General features: G+C 66.3%; 17 protein-coding genes, 1 other RNA gene and 1 pseudogene. 18 read left to right on the top strand and 1 reads right to left on the bottom strand.

Annotation, left to right across the window (positions count from 1 at the left end; genetic code table 11):
• Positions 1-165 precede the first annotated feature (165 nt).
• Together AB7F41_RS05325 and hrcA are read left to right on the top strand one after the other, a co-directional pair.
• Positions 166-951: an outer membrane protein gene (locus tag AB7F41_RS05325; protein WP_428381270.1), complete on the top strand. Its 786-nt coding sequence runs from the start codon at positions 166-168 to the stop codon at positions 949-951.
• Positions 952-1034: 83 nt separating this feature from the next.
• Complete coding sequence (hrcA, locus tag AB7F41_RS05320) at positions 1035-2120, top strand: heat-inducible transcriptional repressor HrcA (RefSeq protein WP_428381272.1); 1086 nt, start codon at positions 1035-1037, stop codon at positions 2118-2120.
• Positions 2121-2199: 79 nt separating this feature from the next.
• On the opposite strand, the gene AB7F41_RS05315 is transcribed toward hrcA, so the two are convergent.
• Positions 2200-4443: a primosomal protein N' gene (locus tag AB7F41_RS05315; protein WP_428381274.1), complete on the bottom strand. Its 2244-nt coding sequence runs from the start codon at positions 4441-4443 to the stop codon at positions 2200-2202.
• A gap of 141 nt (positions 4444-4584) precedes the next feature.
• On the opposite strand from AB7F41_RS05315, the gene rnpB reads away from it, so the two are divergent.
• From rnpB to AB7F41_RS05235, 16 genes and pseudogenes are all read left to right on the top strand, one after another.
• An RNA gene (rnpB, locus tag AB7F41_RS05310) (RNase P RNA component class A) lies at positions 4585-4964 on the top strand.
• A 331-nt stretch (positions 4965-5295) separates the two neighbouring features.
• Entirely contained in the window at positions 5296-6303 is a 1008-nt protein-coding gene (gene rsmH / locus AB7F41_RS05305; protein ID WP_428381276.1) for a 16S rRNA (cytosine(1402)-N(4))-methyltransferase RsmH, read from the top strand.
• Complete coding sequence (ftsL, locus tag AB7F41_RS05300) at positions 6303-6716, top strand: cell division protein FtsL (RefSeq protein WP_428381278.1); 414 nt, start codon at positions 6303-6305, stop codon at positions 6714-6716. Before rsmH ends, ftsL begins: the two co-directional genes overlap by 1 nt.
• Positions 6713-8488 (top strand): peptidoglycan D,D-transpeptidase FtsI family protein, encoded by a 1776-nt coding sequence (locus AB7F41_RS05295; RefSeq protein ID WP_428381280.1) that lies wholly within the window; start codon positions 6713-6715, stop codon positions 8486-8488. Before ftsL ends, AB7F41_RS05295 begins: the two co-directional genes overlap by 4 nt.
• Positions 8488-9939, top strand: a complete 1452-nt coding sequence (locus AB7F41_RS05290) for a UDP-N-acetylmuramoyl-L-alanyl-D-glutamate--2,6-diaminopimelate ligase (RefSeq protein WP_428381282.1) — start codon at positions 8488-8490, stop codon at positions 9937-9939. The genes AB7F41_RS05295 and AB7F41_RS05290 overlap by 1 nt, the downstream gene beginning before the upstream one ends.
• Entirely contained in the window at positions 9936-11354 is a 1419-nt protein-coding gene (locus tag AB7F41_RS05285) for a UDP-N-acetylmuramoylalanyl-D-glutamyl-2,6-diaminopimelate--D-alanyl-D-alanine ligase (protein ID WP_428381284.1), read from the top strand. Before AB7F41_RS05290 ends, AB7F41_RS05285 begins: the two co-directional genes overlap by 4 nt.
• 9 nt (positions 11355-11363) lie before the next feature.
• On the top strand, positions 11364-12446 hold the full coding sequence (gene mraY / locus AB7F41_RS05280; RefSeq protein WP_428381286.1) for a phospho-N-acetylmuramoyl-pentapeptide-transferase: 1083 nt from the start codon (positions 11364-11366) through the stop codon (positions 12444-12446).
• Positions 12447-12448: 2 nt separating this feature from the next.
• Complete coding sequence (gene murD, locus AB7F41_RS05275) at positions 12449-13870, top strand: UDP-N-acetylmuramoyl-L-alanine--D-glutamate ligase (RefSeq protein ID WP_428381288.1); 1422 nt, start codon at positions 12449-12451, stop codon at positions 13868-13870.
• Position 13871: 1 nt separating this feature from the next.
• Positions 13872-15026 carry an FtsW/RodA/SpoVE family cell cycle protein gene (locus tag AB7F41_RS05270; RefSeq protein WP_428381290.1) on the top strand — a complete coding sequence of 385 codons (1155 nt, stop codon included), beginning with the start codon at positions 13872-13874 and terminating at the stop codon, positions 15024-15026.
• Between the two features lie 13 nt (positions 15027-15039).
• Entirely contained in the window at positions 15040-16155 is a 1116-nt protein-coding gene (murG, locus tag AB7F41_RS05265) for an undecaprenyldiphospho-muramoylpentapeptide beta-N-acetylglucosaminyltransferase (RefSeq protein ID WP_428381292.1), read from the top strand.
• Positions 16152-17561: a UDP-N-acetylmuramate--L-alanine ligase gene (gene murC / locus AB7F41_RS05260; protein ID WP_428381294.1), complete on the top strand. Its 1410-nt coding sequence runs from the start codon at positions 16152-16154 to the stop codon at positions 17559-17561. Before murG ends, murC begins: the two co-directional genes overlap by 4 nt.
• Positions 17558-18481: a UDP-N-acetylmuramate dehydrogenase gene (gene murB, locus AB7F41_RS05255; RefSeq protein WP_428381296.1), complete on the top strand. Its 924-nt coding sequence runs from the start codon at positions 17558-17560 to the stop codon at positions 18479-18481. Before murC ends, murB begins: the two co-directional genes overlap by 4 nt.
• A 79-nt stretch (positions 18482-18560) precedes the next feature.
• Positions 18561-19484, top strand: a complete 924-nt coding sequence (locus AB7F41_RS05250) for a D-alanine--D-alanine ligase (protein WP_428381298.1) — start codon at positions 18561-18563, stop codon at positions 19482-19484.
• Positions 19451-20479 (top strand): cell division protein FtsQ/DivIB, encoded by a 1029-nt coding sequence (locus AB7F41_RS05245; protein ID WP_428381300.1) that lies wholly within the window; start codon positions 19451-19453, stop codon positions 20477-20479. Before AB7F41_RS05250 ends, AB7F41_RS05245 begins: the two co-directional genes overlap by 34 nt.
• A 4-nt stretch (positions 20480-20483) precedes the next feature.
• Positions 20484-21794 carry a cell division protein FtsA gene (gene ftsA, locus AB7F41_RS05240; RefSeq protein WP_428381302.1) on the top strand — a complete coding sequence of 437 codons (1311 nt, stop codon included), beginning with the start codon at positions 20484-20486 and terminating at the stop codon, positions 21792-21794.
• A gap of 153 nt (positions 21795-21947) precedes the next feature.
• Positions 21948-22115: pseudogene (locus tag AB7F41_RS05235) on the top strand (cell division protein FtsZ); the annotation flags it as partial.

Raw genomic sequence — 22115 nt, 5'->3', positions numbered from 1 at the left:
CTCCGTCAAATCAGGGTGTTGGATTAGAGTGTGTCCCATCCGCAACGGCGACGGAAAAACGCCGCGGCGCCCCCCGGCGCTAATTACGTCTTAGGTTTGTCGGTGCTACTTTGCATCCGAAACTTCAGTTCGTCCCCGGAGGGCGAGCCCATTGGAGGCGCTCGGATGACTTTCAGAAACCTTATTCTTGGCGCCTTCGCGTCAGTGCTGGCGGCCAGCGCCGCTTCGGCCGCTGACCTTCCGAGCTACAAAGCGCCGCCTCCGCCTCCGCCGCCGCCGACCTTCAGCTGGGAAGGTTTCCACATCGGCATCAGCGGCGGCTACGCCGGCGGCGTCTCCAGCCATAACTCCGCTATCTATATGCTGCGGCCTGGACCCTTCCTCGTGTTTCCGACGACCACGTCGATCGGCACGAGCGGGTTCATGGTCGGCTATCAGAACGGCTACAACTGGGTGTTCGGCAACGGCCTCGTGCTCGGTTATGAAAGCGAATTCAACTACGCCGATGTTCGCGCGACGAATTCGGGCGCCTATCTCGCTGGCGTCGGAGCCAGCAGCCGCCTGCAATGGTTCGGCGCCGAGCGTCTGCGCTTTGGCTACGCCTTCGGCCGCGTCCTTCCGTACATCACCGGCGGTTTGGCCTACGGCAGGGTCAGCCCCTACGGCCAGCAATGGGTGAACGGCGTGCAGTTTCCGTCCAGCCGATCCTCGTGGCAGGCCGGCTTCGCCGTCGGCGGCGGCATCGAATATGCCGTCCTCGATAACTGGACCATTAAGGCGGAATATCTCTTCACCCGCATGAAGGGCGCTTCCGGCGCGAGCCTCGGCTTCCCCTTGGCCTACCGCACCATCAACGGCAACAATCTGGACACGCACATCGCCCGCATCGGCATCAACTACCAGGTCAAGAGCTTTGGCGCGCTGATCGGCATGGATGATCTCGGAATCTGATCGACCGTCCTCCCCGACGTCGATGAAGCCCGGCCTTGCGGCCGGGCTTTTTCGTTGGGACGACAATGCGATATTCTCAGCCCATGATCCGCACCCCCCCGGCTGCTCATCCCTCGGCTTTGAGCCTCTCTCAGCTTAGCGAACGCTCGCGCGAAATCTTCAGGCAGATCGTCGACAGCTATCTGACGTCCGGCGATCCGGTCGGCTCGCGCAACCTCGCGAGGCTCCTGCCGATGACGCTCTCGCCTGCGTCGGTGCGCAATGTGATGCAGGATCTGGAGGAGCTTGGCCTCATCTACGCGCCGCATACGAGCGCGGGACGGCTGCCGACCGAGCTTGGCCTGCGGTTCTTCGTCGATTCGATGCTGCAGATCGGCGACCTTGAGGAAAACGAGCGGGCGCGCATCGCCGCCGAGGTCGAAGCGGCCTCCAAGGACCATGATTTCCCGGGGGTGCTCGCGGAAGCGACGAGCCTGCTCTCCGGGCTGACGCGCATCGCCGGCGTGGTCGTCGCCTCCAAGGACAATGTCAGGCTGAAGCAGATCGACTTCGTGCGGCTCGAGCCGGAGCGGGCTCTGGTCATTCTCGTCGCGGATGACGGATCGGTTGAAAATCGGGTGATTCCCGTGGCGCGGGATCTGCCGGCCTCGGCGCTGACAGCGGCCGCCAATTATCTGAATGCGCGCGTGTCCGGCAGAACCATCGCCGAAGCGCGCGAGAACATCGAAGCCTCGCGCCGCGCCGCGCAGCGAGAGCTCGACGAACTCGCCGCGCGACTTGTGGAGACCGGGCTGGCGACATGGGCGGGCGCGATGGGCGAATCGCGGCAGCTGATCGTGCGCGGCCAGGCGCATCTTCTGGAAGATCTGACCGCCGCCGCCGATCTCGAACGGGTCCGGCTGCTGTTCGCCGATCTCGAAACGAAGACCGAGGTCATCGACCTGCTCGAGCGGGCCGAAGAGGGGGAAGGGGTGCGCATCTTCATCGGCTCGGAGAACAAGCTGTTTTCGCTTTCCGGCTCGTCGATGATCGCTGCGCCGCTCCGCGACAGCGAACGCCGGATCATCGGCGCGCTCGGAGTCATTGGACCGACGCGGATCAATTATGCGCGTATCGTGCCGATGGTGGATTACACTGCGAAGATCGTCGCGCGGGTCGTCGGCGGATAAATCGGCGAAGACGAGGCGCCGGCAGACAGAAGCCGCGCGTCGACAATGAGGACGCCGCCCGTAGGCCGGGGCGCGGCGCTCAAGAGAAGTTCTGCGGGTCGACATCGATTTGAACGCGCACGCCGCCTCTTTCCTTTGGGCCGGCGGCGAGCATGTCGCGCAAGAATCCCTGCATGTCGGCGTTCCGCGGCCCCTTGGCGAGCAATCGGAATCGATAGCGTCCGCGGATGAGCGCAATGGGCGCTTCGGCAGGACCCAGCAGCGCGATTTCGTTCTCTTCGGGCCAGCCGCCGGGCGCAGCGACGCGATAGCGCGGCGACGGCGGCAGCTCATGGGCTGCGCGCGCAAGCGCGCGCGCATGCGCTTCCGCCGCGGCGGCGTCCTTGGCCGAAACGATCAGCGCGGCGAGGCGCCCGAAGGGCGGTAGTCCGGCGCGCTCGCGCACCGCGATTTCCTGTTCGTAAAACTTTTCCGCGTCGCCCGACAGGATCGCCTCGATCACCGGATGCGACGGTTGAAATGTCTGGATCAGCGCGCGTCCCGGCTTGTCGCCGCGCCCCGCGCGGCCGGTCACCTGATTGAGCAGCTGGAAGGTGCGTTCGGCGGCGCGCGGATCGCCGCTGCCGAGGCCAAGATCCGCGTCGACCACGCCGACAAGCGTGAGATAGGGAAAATTATGGCCCTTGGCGACGAGTTGCGTGCCGATCACGACGTCGAAGGCGCCATGCGCAATCTCCTCCAACTCGCGCCGCAGCCTCTCCGCGCCGCCAGGAAAATCTGATGAGAGAACCAGCATGCGCGCGTCTGGAAAAAGCGTCGCGGCTTCTTCGGCGAGTCGCTCGACTCCCGGTCCGCAGGCGGCGAGCGAGTCCTCGCTCCCGCACTCGGGGCACGCCTCCGGACGACGCTCGACATGGCCGCAATGATGGCACATCAACGCGCGGCGAAAGCGGTGTTCGACCAGCCAGGCGTCGCAATTCTCGCAGCGGAAGCGATGGCCGCATGTGCGGCAGATCGTCAGCGGCGCATAGCCGCGCCGATTGAGAAAGAGCAGCGCCTGCTCGCCGCGCGCAATCGTCTCGCCGATCGCCAGAGCCAACCGCGGCGCGATCCATCTGCCGCGCGGCGGCCCTTCCTTGCGCATGTCGATCGCCTCGAGCGTCGGCATGAGGCGCGCCCGCGCGCGTGAATCCAGTCGCAGATAGCCGTAGCGTCCGCGCATCGCGTTGACGCGCGTTTCGATCGACGGAGTCGCGGAAGCGAGGACGATCGTCGCCTCTTCGATATGGGCGCGCACGACCGCCATGTCGCGCGCATGATAGCTCACGCCGTCGTCCTGCTTGTAGGCGGCTTCATGCTCCTCATCGACGACGATCAGCCGCAAATTTGAAAAGGGCAGGAACAGCGCCGAGCGCGCGCCGACGACGACGCGCACGTCGCCCGTCGCGCAGCCGCGCCAGATGCGCGCGCGCTTTCGCGGGCTGACGCCGGAGTGCCATTCGGCGGGACGCGCACCGAAACGCGCGGCGAAACGTTCGAGAAATTGCGTCGTCAGCGCGATTTCCGGCATCATGACGAGCGCCTGTCCGCCGCTCTCCTGCGTCTGGGCGATCGCCTCGAAATACACTTCGGTTTTGCCGGAGCCGGTGACGCCTTCGAGCAGGAACGGCTTGAACGCGCGCGCAGCGAGCGCCGCCTTCAAGGCGTCCGCGGCGGTCTGCTGCGCGGGCTCCAGCGCCGGCGTCGCGAAGAAAGGATCGAGCGGCGGCGCGATCGGCTCGGGCGGCGCGGAGATGGCCTCCAGCGCGCCTTCGTCGACCAGCGCGTCGATGACGCCGGTCGAGCAGGCGGCGGCTTCGGCAAGCGCTTTCTTGGCGAAAGCGACGCCGCCTTCCGCGGCTTTGAGGACGCGCGCGCGCGTCGGCGTCAACCGTTCGGGCGCGGCGCCGCTCGCGCGATAGAGCGTGCGCGGCGTCTCTGGCGCGGCTTCTTCCGCGGCGCGCGTGGCGAGCCGCAACGCCATGCCGCGGGGCGTCAGCGTGTAGCGCGCGAGCCAGTCGATGAAGTCGCGAAGCTGTCGCGGCAGCGGCGGCCGCTCGAGGCGCGTTGCGACGGTCTTGAGGTTTCCGCGCGGGCCGGCGCCGCCCTCGACGGACCAGACGACGCCGTAAGCCTCCCGGCGTCCGAGCGGCGCTTTGACGCTGTCGCCAGGCGCAAGCCGCATCGCCGCCGGCGCAAGATAGGAATAGGTCGAGTCGACCGCGACGGGCGCGAGAATCTCGACGATCCGCGCTCCCTGTTCCTCGTCCCGCGCCGCGCTCATGACCACGGCTTAATCCATTTCCGATCTTGAGCGGAAATTTTCTGGAACGACAGAGGCTGCGCGCAAAAGTCGTCAGCGCCGGCGGTCGCCGGCCGCGAGTCCGTCTTGCAATCCGGTGCAGGGGCGCCTATCCCTGCTATGCCAGTCGGCTGGACGGCCGCTGCCGAAACGCAGAGGAAAGTCCGGGCTCCACGGAGACACGGCGCCGGATAAGGTCCGGCGGGGGCGACCCCAGGGATAGCGCCACAGAAAGCAAACCGCCGCGCAAGCGGTAAGGGTGAAAGGGTGCGGTAAGAGCGCACCGCCCGAGCGGCGACGTTCGGGGCACGGCAAGCCCCGCCGGGAGCAAGACCGAATAGGGGCGACGGAAGGCCTTAAGCGCGAGCTTCAGCCTTCAACCCGTCTCCGGGACTGTCGCCCGGGTTGGTTGCTTGAGGCGGGCGGCAACGCCCGTCCCAGAGGAATGGTCGTCACGTTCTGCGAAGGACGTACAGAACCCGGCTTACAGGCCGGCTGGCGCCTCAAATCGGAGGAATTTCTTAAGGGAGGCCAGCGGCGTCCGCCAACCAGGACGGCGTCGGCCGGACCAGGACGTCGTGAGTCATTCCTCTAGCGCCGCCTCCATGTCGCCAAATTCGCGGCCACCGTAAACGCTCCCTTAACGGTAACAAAGCCTAATAAACACGGTTGCCGAATTCGGCGCGTGGCGACCACCTGCTTCCGGCGCCTCGCGGTTCCATGTCGATGAAGACCGCCCAGCCGCACTCGAGCCGTCTCGACGAGCCAGCGCTCGGCGGGCGCATGCGATCGCGCCGCGGGCCGTCTCGCGCCGCGCGCCGCCGGTTGAGGAGCATGACGATGACTTCGGCGCCGCATATCCCGGTGCTGCGGGATGAGGCGATCGCCGCCCTCGGCGTCCAGCGCGGGGGGCGCTACATCGACGCCACCTTCGGCGCCGGCGGCTATACGCGCGCGATGCTCGCGCATCCGGAGACCCGCGTGCTCGCCTTCGACCGCGATCAGACGGCGTTCAAAGCCGGTCAGGCGTTCGTCGACGAGATGCGCGGACGGCTCACGCTTGTCGAAGCGCGCTTTTCTCAGCTCGAAGAGGTCGCGCGCGCGCAGGGCTTCGCGCCGATTGACGGCGTGGTGTTCGATATCGGCGTCTCGTCGATGCAGTTCGACGAAGCGGCCCGTGGCTTTTCCTTCCGCGCCGACGGACCGCTCGACATGCGCATGGAAGGACGCGGGCGCAGCGCCGCCGACATCGTCAATGAAGCGGATGAAGAGACGCTCGCGGACATTCTGTATTTCTACGGCGAGGAGCGCGCGGCGCGGCGCATCGCGCGCGCGATCGCGCACGACCGCCAGATCGCGCCGTTCGAAACGACGAAGGCGCTTGCCGGGCTCGTTGAACGGGTGGCGCCCGGTCGTCCGGGCGACATCCATCCGGCGACCAGAAGCTTTCAGGCGCTGCGCATCGCCGTCAACGACGAGCTCCAGGAATTGCTGAGCGGGCTGCTTGGCGCCGAACGGCTTCTTGCCGAAAGCGGTCGTCTCGTCGTCGTGACGTTTCATTCGCTCGAGGATCGCATCGTCAAGCAATTTCTCGCCGAACGGTGCGGCCGCGGCGAAACCGGCTCGCGCCGTCTTCCCGGCGAAACGGCGCCGCCGGCGCCGAGCTTCCTCTGCAAAGGCCGCCAGCCGGTGACGCCAACGCCCGCCGAAACGGCGGCCAATCCGCGCGCGCGCTCGGCCAAACTGCGTTATGCGACGCGCACGGCGTCGCCGCCTCACATGCTTGATGCGCGGCTCGCGCGACTCGTTCGTCTGCCGGATCGCGACAAGGGAAAAGCCTGATGCTGCGGCTCCTCAATATCATCGCGGTTCTCGCGTTCGTCGGCTCGGCGGTTTACGCCTATTCGATCAAATATCAGACGAGCTATCGCGCCGAGCAGATCGCGAAAACCAAGATCGAGATCAGGCAGGAGCGCGACGCGATTGCGGTGCTGCGCGCCGAATGGGCCTTCATGACCCGGCCGGAGCGCATTCAGCAGCTCGCCGACGCCTATCTGCCCGGCATGAAGCAGCTCGATGCGACTCAGGTCGTTTCGGCGCAATCGCTACCCGAGCGATCGCCGCGCATCGATTCCATCGGCCAGAAGCTCGATACGCTTGGATTGAGCATGCCGGCGACGCCTCCCGTCGCCGGCAGCGCGCCGACGACCACGCCCAAAGCGCAGGGACAAAGCCAAGAGCGACGCAAGCCATGACGCAGACACCGCTTGATACGCAGCCTTCGCCGCGCGCCGCCGACAAGATGCGCACAATTTTGCGCGCGCTGTTTTCGACGAGCCTCGCTTTGAGCGCGTCGCGCATGCGGCTCGCGGCGCTCGGCTTCCTCGTGCTCTATGCGGTGATTGCGATCAAGCTCGTCTATCTCGGCTTCAAGCCCGAGGCGTCGACGACGCGGCGCGCCGCGGCGGAGGCGGTCGCGGCGTCCCGTCCGGATATCGTCGATCGCAACGGCGAAGTGCTTGCAAGCGACGTCAAGGTGATGTCGGTGTTCGCCGAGCCGCGCCGCATCATCGACAAGGATGAAGCGACCGAGCTGCTGACCGCCGTTCTGCCGGGACTTGACGCGCGCGATTTGCGCGAGCGGCTCGGCTCCAGAAAGGGCTTCGTCTGGGTGAAGCGCGAGGTGACGCCGCATCAGCGCGACGAAGTCTTCCATCTCGGCCTGCCCGGGGTCGGCTTGATCGCCGAAAATAAGCGAGTCTATCCGAACGGGCCGATCGGCGCGCATGTGCTCGGTTTCGCCAATATCGACAATCAGGGCATCGCCGGCGTCGAGAAATATATCGACGGGCAGGGCCTGGCGGATTTGCACGGCGCCGGCTTCGGCGTGACTCCCGAGGAGCTGAAGCCGGTGTCGCTCTCGCTCGACATCCGCGCGACGCATGCGCTGCGCGACGAACTCGAAAAGGGCGTGGCGCACTTCAAGGCGAAGGCGGGCGGCGCCGCCATTCTCGACGTCAACACGGGAGAAGTGATCGCGCTCGCGTCGCTCCCCGACTACGATCCGAACAAGCCGACGGAAGCGCTCGATCCCATTCATATCAACCGCATGAACGTCGGCGTTTACGAGATGGGCTCGACCTTCAAGGCGCTCACCATCGCGATGGCGCTGGACTCCGGGAAGGTCAATCTCAATTCGAGGCTCGACGCGCGCGGCGCGCTCTCGTTCGGGCGCTTCAAGATCCATGACTATCACGCGCAAAATCGCGCGCTCACCGTCCCGGAAGTCTTCACCTATTCGTCCAATGTCGGCACGGCGCGCATGGCGATGGGTCAGGGCGTGGAGCGGCATAAGGCGTTCCTGCGCAAGATGGGCCAGCTCACGCGCATGCGCACCGAACTGCCGGAAAGCGCCGAGCCGATCGTGCCCAAGAACTGGGGCGAGCTGAACACCATGACCATCGCCTTCGGGCATGGCCTCGCCGTGGCGCCGCTACAGGCGATGATGGCCGTCGGCGCGCTGATGAACGGCGGCTATCTAATCACCCCGACCTTCATCAAGCGCGACGAGGAGGAAGCGAAAGCGGACGCCGCGCGCGTGATCAAGCCCGAGACGAGCGAGGCGATGCGCTACCTCATGCGCCTCAACGCCGAAATCGGCACCGCGCGGAAGGTGAACATTCCCGGCTATTTCGTCGGCGGCAAAACCGGCACCGCGGAAAAGGTCGTCAACGGCCATTATTCGAAGAACCGGCTGTTTAACACCTTCATGGCCGTCTCGCCGTCGGACAAGCCGAAATATCTGTTCCTGACGATCATGGACGAACCCCAGGGGCTGCCGGAAACCGGCGGCTACGCCACGGCGGCCTATAACGCGGGCTACGTCACCGGCCAGATCATCGAGCGCGTCGGCCCGATCCTGGGGCTCGCGCCGCGCTTCGAGCCGCCGCACCAGCCTTTCCCCCTGCTCGCCAAATTGGGTTATGGCTATGCCAATGTTCCCGCCCACGGCAGGGGAGGGCATTGATGCTGCTATCGGAACTGCTCGCGACGCCTGACCTCGAGCCCGCCTTGCGCGGGCTCGAGGTCGTCGGCCTGACGGCCGACAGTCGAATGGCGCGCGACGGCTTCGTTTTTTTTGCGATACCCGGCCATGCGGGCGATGGAATGTCCTATGTCGCCGACGCAGCGGCGCGCGGCGCCTGCGTGGTCGTCGCGCAGCGCAGAGCGGACAGTCCGCTGCCGCTCGTCGTCGTCGAGGACGTCCGGCGCGCCCTGGCTCTTGCCGCGGCGCGCTTCTTTTCCCGTCAGCCGGCGACGATCGCCGCCGTCACGGGCACAAGCGGCAAGACGTCGGTCGTCGCCTTCCTGCGCCAGATCTGGGCGACGCTCGGACATCAGGCGGCGTCGCTCGGCACGGTGGGAATGGTGGATTCGCGCGGCGCGCAATATGGCGCGCTGACAACGCCCGGACCGGTCGAACTGCACAAGACGCTGGACGAACTCGCGGGACGCGGCGTGACGCATCTCGCGATGGAGGCGTCGTCGCTCGGGATCGATCAGCGCCGGCTCGACGGCGTGCGCGTCGCCGTCGCCGGCTTCACGAATTTCTCGCGCGACCATCTCGACCATCACGCCAGCATGGAAGACTATTTCGCGGCGAAGATGCGTCTCTTCGACACGCTGATGGACGAGGGCCAGACGGCGGTGATCGACGCCGACAGCGACGTCGCGTCGCGCGTCATCGGCCTTTGCAGCGCAAAAGGGCTCAAGGTTTTCGACGTCGGCTCGAAAGGCGCGGCGATCAGGCTCGTTTCGGCGGCGCCGTCCGCCCTCGCGACGTCGCTGCGGCTCCGCCATGACGGCGTCGAATATGAGGTGGAGCTTCCGCTCGCCGGCGCCTTTCAGACGTCGAATGCGCTTGTCGCCGCCGGTCTCGCCATCGCCAGCGGCGACGACCCGCAGCACGTCTTCAGCGCGCTCGAAAGCCTCAAGGGCGCGCCGGGACGGCTTGAACTTGTCGGCCAGCGCAAGGGCGCGCCCATTTTCGTCGACTATGCGCACAAGCCCGACGCCCTGGAGAAAGTGCTCGCCGCGTTGCGGCCGCTGACACAAAATCGCCTGATTGTCGTTTTCGGTTGCGGCGGCGATCGCGACCGTGGCAAACGCCCCTTGATGGGGGAAATCGTCGCCCGCGCGGCGGACGTCGCCATCGTCACGGACGACAATCCGCGCAGCGAGGACGCCGCCGCCATTCGCGCACAAATACTCGAAGGAGCCCGCGGCGGCGCGGCGCAGATCATTGAGATCGAGGACCGGGGCGCGGCGATCGCCAACGCCGTCGCGGAGCTTGAAACGGGCGATGCGCTCGTCGTGGCCGGCAAGGGCCATGAGACGGGGCAGATCGTCGGCGACCGCGTTCTGCCGTTTTCCGATCATGAGGCGATCGCGCGGGCGCTAAAGGAGCATCATCCATGACCGGGAGACCGTTATGGTCGGGATTGGCGCTGGTCGGCGCGCTGCGCGCGCGCGCAAGCGGCGGCCTTGCGCGCGAGGCCAATGGCGTTTCCATCGACACGCGCACGCTTCAGCCGGGCGATCTGTTCTTCGCGATCAAGGGAGAGACGCGCGACGGCCACGACTTCGTGCGAACGGCGTTTGAGAAAGGCGCGGCCGCGGCGGTGGTCGACGAAGCGCATGCGGCCGAACTCGCCGGCGCCGGGCCGCTCTTCGTCGTCAAGGACGTGCAGAAGTCGCTCGAATCGTTGGGGCAGCGGGCGCGCGAACGGACCGCGGCTTTCATCGCCGCCATCACAGGCTCGGTCGGCAAGACCTCGACTAAGGATATGACGCGGCTGATGCTGTCGCGCTTCGGCGCGACCCACGCCTCGGCGGCGTCATACAACAATCACTGGGGCGTGCCGTTGACGCTGGCGCGCATGCCCGCGGAGTCGCGGTTCGGCGTGTTCGAACTCGGGATGAATCACGCGGGCGAGATCGCCGCGCTGGTCGCTCAGGTGCGCCCCCACGTCGCCGTGGTCACGCGCATCGCGCCGGTGCATCTCGAATATTTCGGAACGATCGAAAAAATCGCCGACGCCAAGGCCGAAATCTTTTCCACGCTCGAAGGCGGCGTCGCGATCATCAATCGCGATGACGGATTTTACGAACGTCTCGCCGCGGCGGCGGCGCCGACGTCCGGCCATGTCCTCGGCTTCGGCGAGGCGGAGGGCGCGCATGCGCGGCTCCTCTCCTATGAGGTCGTCGGCGAGGGCGCATGGGTCGAGGCGGACATCCTCGGTCGGCGGCTGGGTTTTCGCATCGGCGCGCCGGGAAGGCATGTCGCGACGAATGCGCTCGCGGCGCTGCTTGTCGGCGCCGTTTTCGACGTGGATCTGGAGCAGGCGGCGGCGGCCTTCGCCGACTTCAAGCCGCCGTCCGGACGCGGCCAGCGCGAGCAGATAACGACGCCGGAAGGCGCGTTTACGCTCATCGACGAGAGCTACAACGCCAATCCGACCTCGATGCGCGCGGCGCTGCAGCTGCTTGGCGGCGCGACGACGGGGGCGCGCGGCCGGCGCATCGCGGTGCTGGGCGACATGTTGGAGCTCGGGCCTCAGGCGGCCGAACTGCACGCCGCGCTCGCCCAGGACCTTATCGACGCCAATGTCGATCTGCTATTTACCTCGGGACCATTGATGTCGCGCTTAAGCTACGCTGCGCCTGATTCGATGCGCGCCGCGCACCGAGCGACGCCGTTGGAGCTGGAGGAGGCGGTTCTCGCCGCGATCCGTCCCGGCGACGTCATCATGGTGAAGGGCTCCAATGGTTCGCGAATGGCGCGGATCGTCTCGGCCTTGAAAAGCGCATTCGCCGCTGAAATGGCGAACTGAGGTGAGACGATGCTGACGCTGCTTGCGGACCTCTCATATCTTTACAGTCCGCTAAACGTCTTCCGATACATAACTTTTCGCGCCGCGATGGGGGCGGCGACGGCGCTGTTCTTCGTCTTTTTCTTCGGTCCGGGCGTGATCGCCGCATTGCGCATCAAACAGGGCAAGGGCCAGCCGATCCGCGAAGACGGGCCGGCCTCGCATCTCGTGACCAAAAAAGGCACGCCGACGATGGGCGGCCTGATGATTCTGTCGGGCCTGGTCGCGGCGACGCTGCTCTGGGCGAATTTGCGCAACGCCTATGTGTGGATCGTGCTCTTCGTCACCGTCAGCTTCGGCCTCATCGGCTTTTATGACGACTATCTCAAAGTGACCAAGCAGTCGCACGCCGGCTTCTCCGGCAAGATGCGGCTGGCGCTCGAATTTTTGATCGCCGGCCTCGCCTGCTTCGCGCTGATGCGGATCGGCGGCGACGAGATGTCGAAGATCGCGATCCCGATGGTCAAGGGCTATGTGGCGACGCTTGGCCCGTTCTTCATTCTCTTCGGCGCATTCGTGATCGTCGCCGCGGGCAATTGCGTCAATCTCACCGACGGGCTCGACGGACTCGCCATCGTTCCGTCGATGATCGCCGCCGGCGCTTTTGCGATCTTCGCCTATCTCGTCGGCAATTCGATCTTTTCGAACTATCTCGGCGTCAATTACGTCGCCGGCGTCGGCGAACTGACGATCGTCTGTTCGGCCTTCATCGGCGCCGGGCTGGGCTTCCTGTGGTTCAACGCGCCCCCGGCGCAGATCTTCATGGGCGATACCGGCTCGCTGGCGCTGGGCGGGCTCGTCGGCTCGGTGGCGGTGGCCGTGAAGCAGGAGTTTGTGCTCGTCATCGTCGGCGGACTTTTCGTCCTCGAAGGCGCGTCGGTCATCATCCAGGTGGTCTATTACAAGCTGACCGGCAGGCGCGTCTTTCTGATGGCGCCGATCCATCACCACTTCGAGCAGAAGGGCTGGAAGGAGCCGCAGATCGTCATCCGCTTCTGGATCATCGCCTTCGTCCTGGCCCTCATGGGCCTCTCGACCTTGAAGCTGAGGTGACGATGACGCCGGTCGAGACGTTCCGGGGCAAGCGCGTCGCGCTTTTCGGATTGGGCGGTTCGGGCCTCTCCACGGCGCGCGCGCTGATCGCCGGCGGCGCGCAGGTCGCCGCCTGGGACGACGGCGAATCCGGACGGCTCAAGGCCGTCGCCCAAGGCGTCGCGCTTGATGATCTCGCCGTCGCGGATTGGAGCGACTTCGATGCGCTCGTCCTTTCTCCCGGCGTGCCGCTGACCCATCCCGAGCCGCATTGGGTCGTGCAGGCGGCGACGGCCGCTGGCGTTGAAATCATCGGCGACGTCGAACTGTTCTGCCGCGAACGCGAGGCGCGCGCCGGCGGATCGCCCTTCATCGCCATCACCGGCACGAACGGCAAATCGACGACGACGGCGCTGATCGCCCACATCTTGCGCGAGGCCGGCCGCGACGTGCAGCTCGGCGGCAATATCGGCGTGCCGATCCTGGATCTCGAGCCGCCGTCGGACGAGCGCATTCACGTCATCGAATGTTCGTCGTTTCAGATCGATCTGGCGCCGTCGCTGGCGCCGACCATCGGCGTGCTGATCAACATCACGCCGGACCATATCGACCGCCACGGAACGCTCGAAAATTACGCCGCCATCAAGGAGCGGCTCGTCGCCGCGGCCGAAGTGGCGCTGGTCGGCGTCGACGACGCCTATTGCCATGCGATCGGCGCACGCTTGATGGAGTCCGCTTCGCCCGAACAGCGCGTCACGCCGGTCTCGGGCAAGCGCGCGCTCGACTGGGGATTCTATGTCGAGGATCGAAGCGTCTATTTCCGCGAGCAGGGGCATCCGCCCGAGGAAGCGGAACTGATCGGCTCGCTCGAAGGCGCGCGCGCGCTGCGCGGCGCGCATAATGCGCAGAACGCCGCCTTCGCCGCCGCCGCCGCATGGGAATGCGGTTTGGACGACGACGAAATCCTGCGCGGCCTGTTGAGCTTTCCCGGCCTGCCGCATCGCATGGAGGAAGTTCGGCGGATCGAGCGCGCGCTGTTCGTCAACGACTCGAAAGCGACCAACGCCGACGCCGCCGAAAAGGCGCTCACGAGCTTCACGGATATCTACTGGATTCTCGGCGGAAGATCGAAAGAGGGCGGCGTCGAGCCGCTGCGTCCGCATTTCTCGCGTATCCGCAAGGCCTATCTGATCGGCGAGGCGGCGGACGATTTTGCGTGCACGCTGGATGGCGCGCTGCCGTTCGAGCGCTGTGGAACGCTGGAGGTCGCGACGGAGCGCGCGGCGCTCGACGCGCTCGCCGAAGGCGCGCCGCAGCCGGTGGTGCTGCTGTCGCCCGCTTGCGCGTCTTACGACCAGTTCGCCAATTTCGAGGCGCGCGGCGATGCGTTTCGCCGTCTCGTCGAGGGACTTCCCGCCGTCATCGCGGCGCGACAAGGAGGGTGACATGATCTCGCGCGCGGAACGAACGCCATTCTCCGATTGGGCGTGGACGGTGGATCGCTGGCTGCTCGCCAGCCTCGCTCTGCTGATCGTCGCCGGTCTGGTCTTCGCCATGGCCGGCAGTCCGCCCGTCGCCGAACGATTGCATCTGCCGACGTTCCATTTCGTCAACCGGCAGGTGCTCTATCTGCTGCCGGCGCTCGTCGTGATGATCGCGACGTCCTTCCTGTCGCCGCGTCACGTGCGGCGGCTGGCGCTGGTGATCTTCGTCGTTTCTCTCGCGCTGGTGTTCGCCACGATCTTCTTCGGCCAGGAGGTGAAAGGCGCGAAGCGATGGATCTTCGGCATTCAGCCTTCTGAATTTCTCAAGCCCGCATTCGTCGTGCTCGTCGCCTGGGCCTTCTCCGAAGGCGCGCGGCGCAAGGACGTTCCCGGCAATCTGATCGCCCTGCTGCTGCTGCCGACCGCGATCGTGCCGCTGATGATCCAGCCGGATTTCGGCCAGACCATGCTGATTTCGATCGTCTGGGCGGCGCTGTTCTTCATGGCCGGCCTGCACTGGATCTGGGTCGTCGGATTGGGCGGCCTTGGCGGCGTTTCGGCGCTGCTCGCCTATAAATTCGTGCCGCACGTCCATGCGCGCATCGAGACCTTTCTCGAGCCGCCGCCGCCGGTCGCGGGCGTTCCGGCCAACTTCCAGTCAGAAACGGCGCTGGAAAGTTTCATCTCCGGATCATGGTTCGGCAAGGGACCCGGAGAAGGCGTGGTCAAGCGCATCCTGCCCGACTCGCATACGGACTTCATCTTCGCGGTCATCGGCGAGGAATTCGGCGTCCTGGTCTGCATCGCGCTCGCCGCGGTCTTCGCCTTCGTCGTCGTGCGCGGACTTTTCGCGGCGGCGCGCAACAGCGATCCCTTCTGCCGCTTTGCGACCGCGGGACTCGTGATGCTGTTCGGTCTGCAGAGCTGCATCAACATGGCGGTGAACGTGCATCTCATGCCCGCTAAGGGCATGACTCTGCCCTTCGTTTCCTACGGCGGCTCCTCGCTCATTTCGCTGTCGCTCGGCATGGGCTTTCTGCTCGCCGTCACCCGCAAGCGGCCGCGCTCCCGCGTGCTGACCGAGCTCGCGGCGACGGGCGCGCCCGTGGCCGCGTGATAAAAGCCTCCGCATGAGCGATTCGCCGATTCTCCTCGCCGCCGGCGGCACCGGCGGCCATCTCTTTCCGGCCGAGGCGCTCGCACATGCGCTCGCCGCGCGGGGCGTCGCGGCGGAGCTTGTCACCGAAGAGCGCGCGCTGCGTTACGGCGGGGGTTTTCCGGCGCGGGCCATGCATGTGATCCCTGCCGGCACGCCGCGCGGCGGGTCGGTGATCGCCAAGGCGCGGGCGGTCGCGCGTCTCGCCATCGGCACGGCGCAGGCGGTCGCGCTGCTGCGCCATGTGAAGCCCGCCGCCGTGATCGGATTCGGCGGCTACCCAACAGTGCCGCCGTTGCTTGCGGCCTCCTATCTTGGCGTGCCGAGCGCTCTGCACGAAGCGAATGGCGTCGTGGGCAAGGCCAATCGCTTCCTGGCCGGGCGCGTCGACAGAATCGCCGCCGGCCTGCCCACGCTGGATGTGCCGCCCGCGTTGCGGGAAAAGGTCGTGGTCACCGGCAATCCCGTGCGCCCGAATGTGATCGACGCCGCCAGGACTCCGTATCCTGCATGTGACGACGGCGTTTTCCGGCTGCTCGTCGCCGGCGGCTCGCAGGGCGCGCGCGTTATGTCGGACATCGTGCCGCCGGCCGTCGCGGCGCTTCCCGATGCGCTGCGGGCGAACATCGCCGTGGTCCAGCAGGCGCGCCCGGAAGACATCGCGCGCGTCGAGGCGATCTACGCCGGCGCCGGCGTGCGCGCCGAGATTGCGCCCTTCTTCGCCGATTTCCCGGCGCGGGTCGCCGCGGCGCATTACGTCATCGCCCGCGCCGGCGCGTCGACGGTCTCCGAACTTGCCGTGATCGGCCGCCCGGCGATGCTGGTCCCGCTGCCGCACGCGCTCGACCAGGATCAGACGGCGAACGCCGCTTTTCTCGAACAGGCGGGCGGCGCCGAAACCGTGCCGCAGAGCGATTTCACGCCGGAATTTCTGACGCGGCGCCTTTCGGATCTCATCGGCGCGCCGGGGCGGCTCTCCGCACGCGCCGAAGCCGCGAAGCGCGTGGGCGTCGCCGACGCCGCCGAGCGTCTCGCCGATCTGATCATCGGCGTGGCGGGAGCGGACGCCGCGAAACGGAGACAGGGATGAAACTGCCGCGAGAACTGGGTCCGATTCATTTCGTCGGCATCGGCGGCATCGGCATGTCCGGCATCGCCGAGGTGCTGCTCAATCTCGGCTACAAGGTGCAGGGGTCCGACGCGGCGGAAAACGCCAATGTCAAACGACTCGCCGAAAAAGGCGCGTCCGTCAGCATCGGGCACGACGCGAAAAATCTCGGCGAGGCCGCGGTCGTCGTCGTCTCCACGGCGATCAAGCGCGACAATCCCGAACTGGTCGCGGCGCGCGAAAAGCGCCTCCCCGTGGTGCGTCGCGCCGAAATGCTCGCCGAACTCATGCGCCTGAAGCAATGCGTCGCGATCGCCGGCACGCATGGCAAGACGACGACGACGTCGATGGTCGCGACGCTGCTCGACGCCGGCGGTCTCGATCCGACGGTGATCAACGGCGGCATCATCAACGCCTATGGCACGAATGCGCGACTGGGCGGCGGCGACTGGATGGTGGTCGAAGCCGACGAGAGCGACGGCACGTTCCTCAAGCTGCCGGCCGACGTCGCGATCGTCACCAACATCGATCCCGAACATCTCGACCACTTTCACAGCTTCGACGCTGTGAAGGACGCCTTCCGCGATTTCATTGAGAATCTGCCGTTCTATGGCTTCGCGGTGATGTGTCTCGACCACCCGACGGTGCAGGAGCTTGTCGGCCGCATCGAGGACCGCCGCGTGATCACTTACGGAGAAAATCCGCAGGCCGACGTGCGCCTCCTTGACGTCAATCTCGAAGGTGGCGTCTGCAAGTTCAACGTGCTTCTGCGAGACCGCAAGACGGCGCAGGCGATCTACCTCGAAGACCTCGTCCTGCCGATGCCCGGCCATCACAATGCGCTGAACGCCACCGCCGCCATCGCCGTCGCCCATCAGCTCGGATTGTCGCCGGAACAGATCCGCAAGGCGCTCGCCGGCTTTGGCGGCGTGAAGCGCCGCTTCACCAGGACCGGCGAATGGAACGGCGTGCAGATTTTTGATGATTACGGCCATCATCCGGTCGAGATCGCCGCCGTGCTGCGCGCCGCGCGCGCGTCGACCAAGGGGAAAGTCGTCGCGCTGATGCAGCCGCATCGCTTCACGCGCCTGCAGTCGCTGTTCGACTCATTCGCGACCTGTTTTAACGACGCGGACGTCGTCATCATCGCCGACGTCTATCCCGCGGGCGAACAGCCGATCGCCGGCGTCGATCGCGACTCGCTCGTCTCGGCCATCAAGGCGCACGGGCATCGCCGCGCTTTGGGGCTGCCGTCGCCGGAAGTTCTGCCCGCGATGATTCGCGAGATCGTCGCGCCGGGCGATTACGTCGTGTGTCTGGGCGCCGGCAACATCACGCAGTGGGCCTATGCGCTGCCGGAGCAGCTCGCGGCAGGGCAGGGGCAGTGACCTTTCCCGATATCTCGGCTGACATCGCCGCCGCCATGCCGCAATTGCGCGGACGGGCGACGGCGAATGAGCCGCTCGCGCCCTACACGTGGTTTCGCGTCGGCGGCCCGGCGCAGATCCTGTTCATGCCGGCCGATGAAGCCGATCTCGCCTATTTCCTTGCGCGATTGCCGCGCGACATTCCCGTGACGGTGATCGGGCTCGGCTCCAATCTCATCGTGCGCGACGGCGGCGTCGAAGGCGTCGTCATCCGACTGTCCGCCAAGGGATTCGGCGAGATCGTCGTCGAAGAAGGCTGCAGGCTGCGCGTCGGCGCGGCGGTTCCCGATGTGAAGGCGGCGCGCGCCGCCGCCGAAGCGGGCGTCGACGGTCTCGCCTTCTATCGCGGCATTCCCGGCGCGATCGGCGGCGCGCTGCGCATGAACGCCGGCGCGCATGGCGGAGAAACCAAAGACGCATTGATTGAAGCGCGCGGCGTCGACCGCGCCGGAGAGGTACGCGTCTACGCCAACGCCGACATGGGCTACGCCTATCGCCATTGTTCCGCGCCCGAGGATGTGATTTTCACCCAGGCGCTGTACCAGGGACGCCCCGGCGATCCGGCGACGATCCTCGCCGAGATGGACCGCATCACGGCGGCGCGCGAAGCGTCGCAGCCGATCAAGGACAAGACTGGCGGCTCGACCTTCAAGAATCCCGAGGGCGGAAAGGCGTGGCAGCTCATTGACAAGGCCGGCTGCCGCGGTCTTGTCGTCGGCGACGCGCAGGTCAGCGAGATGCACTGCAATTTTCTCATCAATCGCGGGCATGCGACCGCCGCCGACATCGAGGCGCTCGGCGAGGAGGTGCGCCGTCGCGTGCGTGAGACGAGCGGCGTCGAGCTGCATTGGGAGATCAAGCGCATCGGCGTCTCCGGTTGAAGCCCGAACAGGCCGCCATTGTCTTCGATGCATTGAAGTCCTTCATGGGGGCGTTGACGCTCTTAAAAAAAGGCCGAGCATGACCAAACACGTCGCCGTTCTGATGGGCGGACTTTCCGCCGAGCGGGAAATTTCTCTGCGGTCGGGCGAAGCCTGCGCGAAGGCTCTCGAAGAGCAAGGGTTTCGCGTGAGCCGGGTCGACGCGGGGCATGACGTGGCGAACGCGCTTGCGGCGCTCAAACCCGACGTCGCCTTCAACGCGCTGCACGGCAGGTTCGGCGAGGACGGCTGCATTCAGGGCGCGCTGGAGCTGCTCCGCATCCCCTACACGCATTCCGGCGTGCTCGCGTCTTCGGTGGCGATGAAAAAAGACGTCGCCAAGACGGTGATGGCGGCCGCGGGGATTCCGGTTCCGAAAGGGCGCGTTCTCCACAGGCTGGACGCCGCCAAGGCGCATGCGCTCCCCCTGCCTTACGTGCTCAAGCCGGTCTCGGAAGGCTCATCCTTCGGGGTTTTCATCGTCAACGAGGGGCAGGAGCATCCGCCGCAGGAGTTGTGGCGCGAGGATTGGACGCATGGCGACCTGATGCTCGCGGAGCAGTTCATCGCCGGGCGCGAACTCACATGCGCCGTCATGAACGACAAGGCGCTGGACGTCATCGAAATTCTCGCCGCCGACGGCGGTTGGTACGACTATCACGCGAAATACGCCAAGGGCGGCTCGAAACACGTCCTTCCGGCGAATCTTAAACAGAATATTTACCAAGAGGTCCAACATTTGGCCCTTGAGGCTCATCGAGCTCTCGGCTGTCGCGGCGTAAGCCGCGCAGACTTCCGATACGACGACCGCCCCGGAGGTACGGGCGAGCTCGTCGTATTGGAAGTGAACACCCAGCCGGGAATGACGGAGACCTCGCTCGTGCCAGAAATGGCGGCATTTGCAGGGTTTTCGTTCGGCGAGCTGGTCAAATGGATGGTGGAAGAGGCGTCCTGCGATCGTTGAGAGAGTCGTTTTCGGCTCGGCATTCGCTCGTTCCCATCATTCCCGGGGAAGACGCCTACGCGCTGGCGGCGGCCGCCGCTGTGTCCGCTCCGCCCGCCGCCGCTGCTCCTCCTTCTCCTCCCGCCGCTGCGGCGGTTGCGCCGCGCGCCTCGTCCCGCAGAAGCCGCAGCGCGCGTCTGCTGCCGCGTCTCGCGCTGCTTGGCCGCTCCGGCGTCGGTTCGCTGGCGACTGTCGCGCTCTTCGGCGTCGTCGGCGCGGCGGGATTCGTCGAGAATGGCGGTTATGCCGCGCTCGTCGCAAGCGAAGGCGAACTCTATGACGTCGCGGCGCGCGCCGTCGGTTTTCCGATCTCAGCCGTCACAATCACCGGCCAGACGCGTTTGAACGAACGCGAATTGCTCGAGGCCGCAGGCGTCGGGCCGCGCAACTCCTTGCCGTTTCTCGACGCGACGGCGGTGCGCGAGCGGCTGATGCGGGTTCCCCTCGTCAAGACCGCGCGCGTGATGAAGCTCTATCCCGATCGGCTGGTCATCGCGATCGAAGAACGGCAGCCAAGCGCCCTGTGGCAGCGCGACGGACGCGTCGCCGTCATCTCCGAGGACGGCGTGCCGATCGATGAATTGCGCGATCAGCGCTATCTGGGCCTGCCTTTCGTCGTCGGCGAGGGCGCGCAGAAGCGTCTGCTCGAATTTCACATGCTGCTGTCGAAAGCCGGCGATCTCGCGCATCGGATCAAGGCTGGCGTGCTCGTCGCCGGGCGCCGTTGGAACTTCGAGATGACCAATGGCGTCACGGTGAAGCTGCCGGAGATCGGTCCGGCCGCCGCGCTGGAGACGCTTGCCCGCCTGCAGCGCGAGGCGCGGATCCTGGACAAGGACGTGATGTTCATCGATTTGCGCATCCCGGACCGGGTCAGCGTGCGGCTGACGGAAGAAGCCGCCGCGGCGCGCCAGGCGCAATTTGCGCCGCACAAGTCTTCGAAGAGTGGTGGTTAGCCGCATGATTTCGCCCATCGCCCCGCCACGCATGAAACCGCTCTCGCCGCGTCGCTCGGCGACATTCGCGGCGCTCGACGTCGGCACGTCGAAGATCGCCTGCCTGATCGCGCGGCTGACGCCGCTCGGCGCCGTCGCGCCGGGCGATTGGCGCACCCATCGGGTGCGCGTCGTCGGCATCGGCCACCAGCGTTCGCTCGGCGTGAAGAACGGCCTCGTGGTCGACATGGACGCCGCCGACGCCGCGATCCGGCAGACGGTCGACGCCGCCGAGCGCATGGCCGGCATGCAGGTGGAGCGCGTCATCGTCACCGCGGCCGGCGGCCGACTGTCCTCGCAGCATTTCCAGGCGAAACGCGTGATCGGCGGACGCGAAGTCGCTGAACACGATATTCATCGCGTTCTCGAGGCTTCGGCCGCGCATCATCTGCATCGCGGCCGCGTCGCCGTGCATTCGCTGCCCATGGGCTTTTCGCTCGACGGCGTGTCCGGAATCCGCGAACCCAAGGACATGATCGGCGAAGAGCTCGGCGTCGATCTCCACGTCGCGACATGCGACCAGGCGGCGATCCGCAATCTGCTCCTCGCCGTCGAGCGCAGCCATCTCAACGTCGAAGCCATGGCCGCCGCGCCTTACGTCGCCGGCCTCTCGACGCTCGAACCCGACGAAGCCGAGATGGGCGTCGTCGTCGTCGACATGGGCGCAGGATCGACGTCCGTTGCGGTCTTCGCGCGCGGCGAGATGATTCACCTCGACGCCGTCGCGCTCGGCGGCGGTCACGTCACAATGGATATCGCCCGCGGCCTCGATGCGCGCCTCTCCGACGCGGAGCGCCTCAAGACCTTTCACGGCTCGGCGATCGCGTCGACCTCCGACGAGCGTGAAACCATTTCCTTCGATCATGTCGGCGAGAACGATCACCGGGCGCATGCGCCGAAATCGCATCTTGTGCGCATCATCCGTCCACGTGTCGAGGAAACGCTCGAGTTCCTGCGCGACCGTTTGGCCAAGGCCGGCCATCCGAGCGGTCCTGGCCGGCGCATCGTGCTGACCGGCGGCGCGAGCCAGCTCACGGGCGTCGCCGAAGCGGCGCGCCGCATTCTCGGCGGCCAGGTGCGGGTTGGACGCCCGGTCGGCGTCGAGGGCCTGCCCGAGTCGGCCAAGAGCCCCGCCTTCGCGGCCGCAGCGGGTTTGCTCGTCTATCCGCAAGTCGCCGCACACGAATATTTCGAGCCGCGCCGGGTCGAGCGCGCGGCGACGGGAACCGACGGATACATCTCGCGCGTAGGGAGATGGTTAAGAGAAAGCTTCTAGTATCGCGTGGGAGTGATTCTTTCGACCTGGCGAGCCGTTCGACGGCGGCGCGCCGAACAAGATTGCCGAGGACGACGCATTCGGCGACCGGGCGTCCACTGGCGAAGGACAACGGACGCCGACTTGTGAACGCAATGGTGAGAGGCCTGGCAGATGACGATCAACCTTAAAGCTCCCGAACTGAGGGAATTGAAGCCCCGCATCACGGTTTGCGGCGTCGGCGGCGGCGGCTGCAACGCCGTCAACAACATGATCTCTTCGGGTCTGTCGGGCGTCGACTTCCTTGTCGCCAATACGGACGCGCAGGAGCTCGCGTCGTCA

This window comes from Methylocystis sp. (assembly GCF_050251305.1).
GTDB lineage: Bacteria > Pseudomonadota > Alphaproteobacteria > Rhizobiales > Beijerinckiaceae > Methylocystis.
Note: the sequence above shows the minus strand (reverse complement) of the source record. Positions and strands in the feature narration are given on the sequence as shown.

What these genes read in the sequence shown, in the direction of transcription:
- AB7F41_RS05325 (WP_428381270.1), top strand. Translation starts at nt 166, where the DNA reads ATGACTTTCAGAAACCTTATTCTTGGCGCCTTCGCGTCAGTGCTGGCG.
- hrcA (WP_428381272.1), top strand. Translation starts at nt 1,035, where the DNA reads ATGATCCGCACCCCCCCGGCTGCTCATCCCTCGGCTTTGAGCCTCTCT.
- AB7F41_RS05315 (WP_428381274.1), bottom strand. Translation starts at nt 4,443, where the DNA reads ATGAGCGCGGCGCGGGACGAGGAACAGGGAGCGCGGATCGTCGAGATT.
- rsmH (WP_428381276.1), top strand. Translation starts at nt 5,296, where the DNA reads ATGACGATGACTTCGGCGCCGCATATCCCGGTGCTGCGGGATGAGGCG.
- ftsL (WP_428381278.1), top strand. Translation starts at nt 6,303, where the DNA reads ATGCTGCGGCTCCTCAATATCATCGCGGTTCTCGCGTTCGTCGGCTCG.
- AB7F41_RS05295 (WP_428381280.1), top strand. Translation starts at nt 6,713, where the DNA reads ATGACGCAGACACCGCTTGATACGCAGCCTTCGCCGCGCGCCGCCGAC.
- AB7F41_RS05290 (WP_428381282.1), top strand. Translation starts at nt 8,488, where the DNA reads ATGCTGCTATCGGAACTGCTCGCGACGCCTGACCTCGAGCCCGCCTTG.
- AB7F41_RS05285 (WP_428381284.1), top strand. Translation starts at nt 9,936, where the DNA reads ATGACCGGGAGACCGTTATGGTCGGGATTGGCGCTGGTCGGCGCGCTG.
- mraY (WP_428381286.1), top strand. Translation starts at nt 11,364, where the DNA reads ATGCTGACGCTGCTTGCGGACCTCTCATATCTTTACAGTCCGCTAAAC.
- murD (WP_428381288.1), top strand. Translation starts at nt 12,449, where the DNA reads ATGACGCCGGTCGAGACGTTCCGGGGCAAGCGCGTCGCGCTTTTCGGA.
- AB7F41_RS05270 (WP_428381290.1), top strand. Translation starts at nt 13,872, where the DNA reads ATGATCTCGCGCGCGGAACGAACGCCATTCTCCGATTGGGCGTGGACG.
- murG (WP_428381292.1), top strand. Translation starts at nt 15,040, where the DNA reads ATGAGCGATTCGCCGATTCTCCTCGCCGCCGGCGGCACCGGCGGCCAT.
- murC (WP_428381294.1), top strand. Translation starts at nt 16,152, where the DNA reads ATGAAACTGCCGCGAGAACTGGGTCCGATTCATTTCGTCGGCATCGGC.
- AB7F41_RS05250 (WP_428381298.1), top strand. Translation starts at nt 18,561, where the DNA reads ATGACCAAACACGTCGCCGTTCTGATGGGCGGACTTTCCGCCGAGCGG.
- AB7F41_RS05245 (WP_428381300.1), top strand. Translation starts at nt 19,451, where the DNA reads ATGGATGGTGGAAGAGGCGTCCTGCGATCGTTGAGAGAGTCGTTTTCG.
- ftsA (WP_428381302.1), top strand. Translation starts at nt 20,484, where the DNA reads ATGATTTCGCCCATCGCCCCGCCACGCATGAAACCGCTCTCGCCGCGT.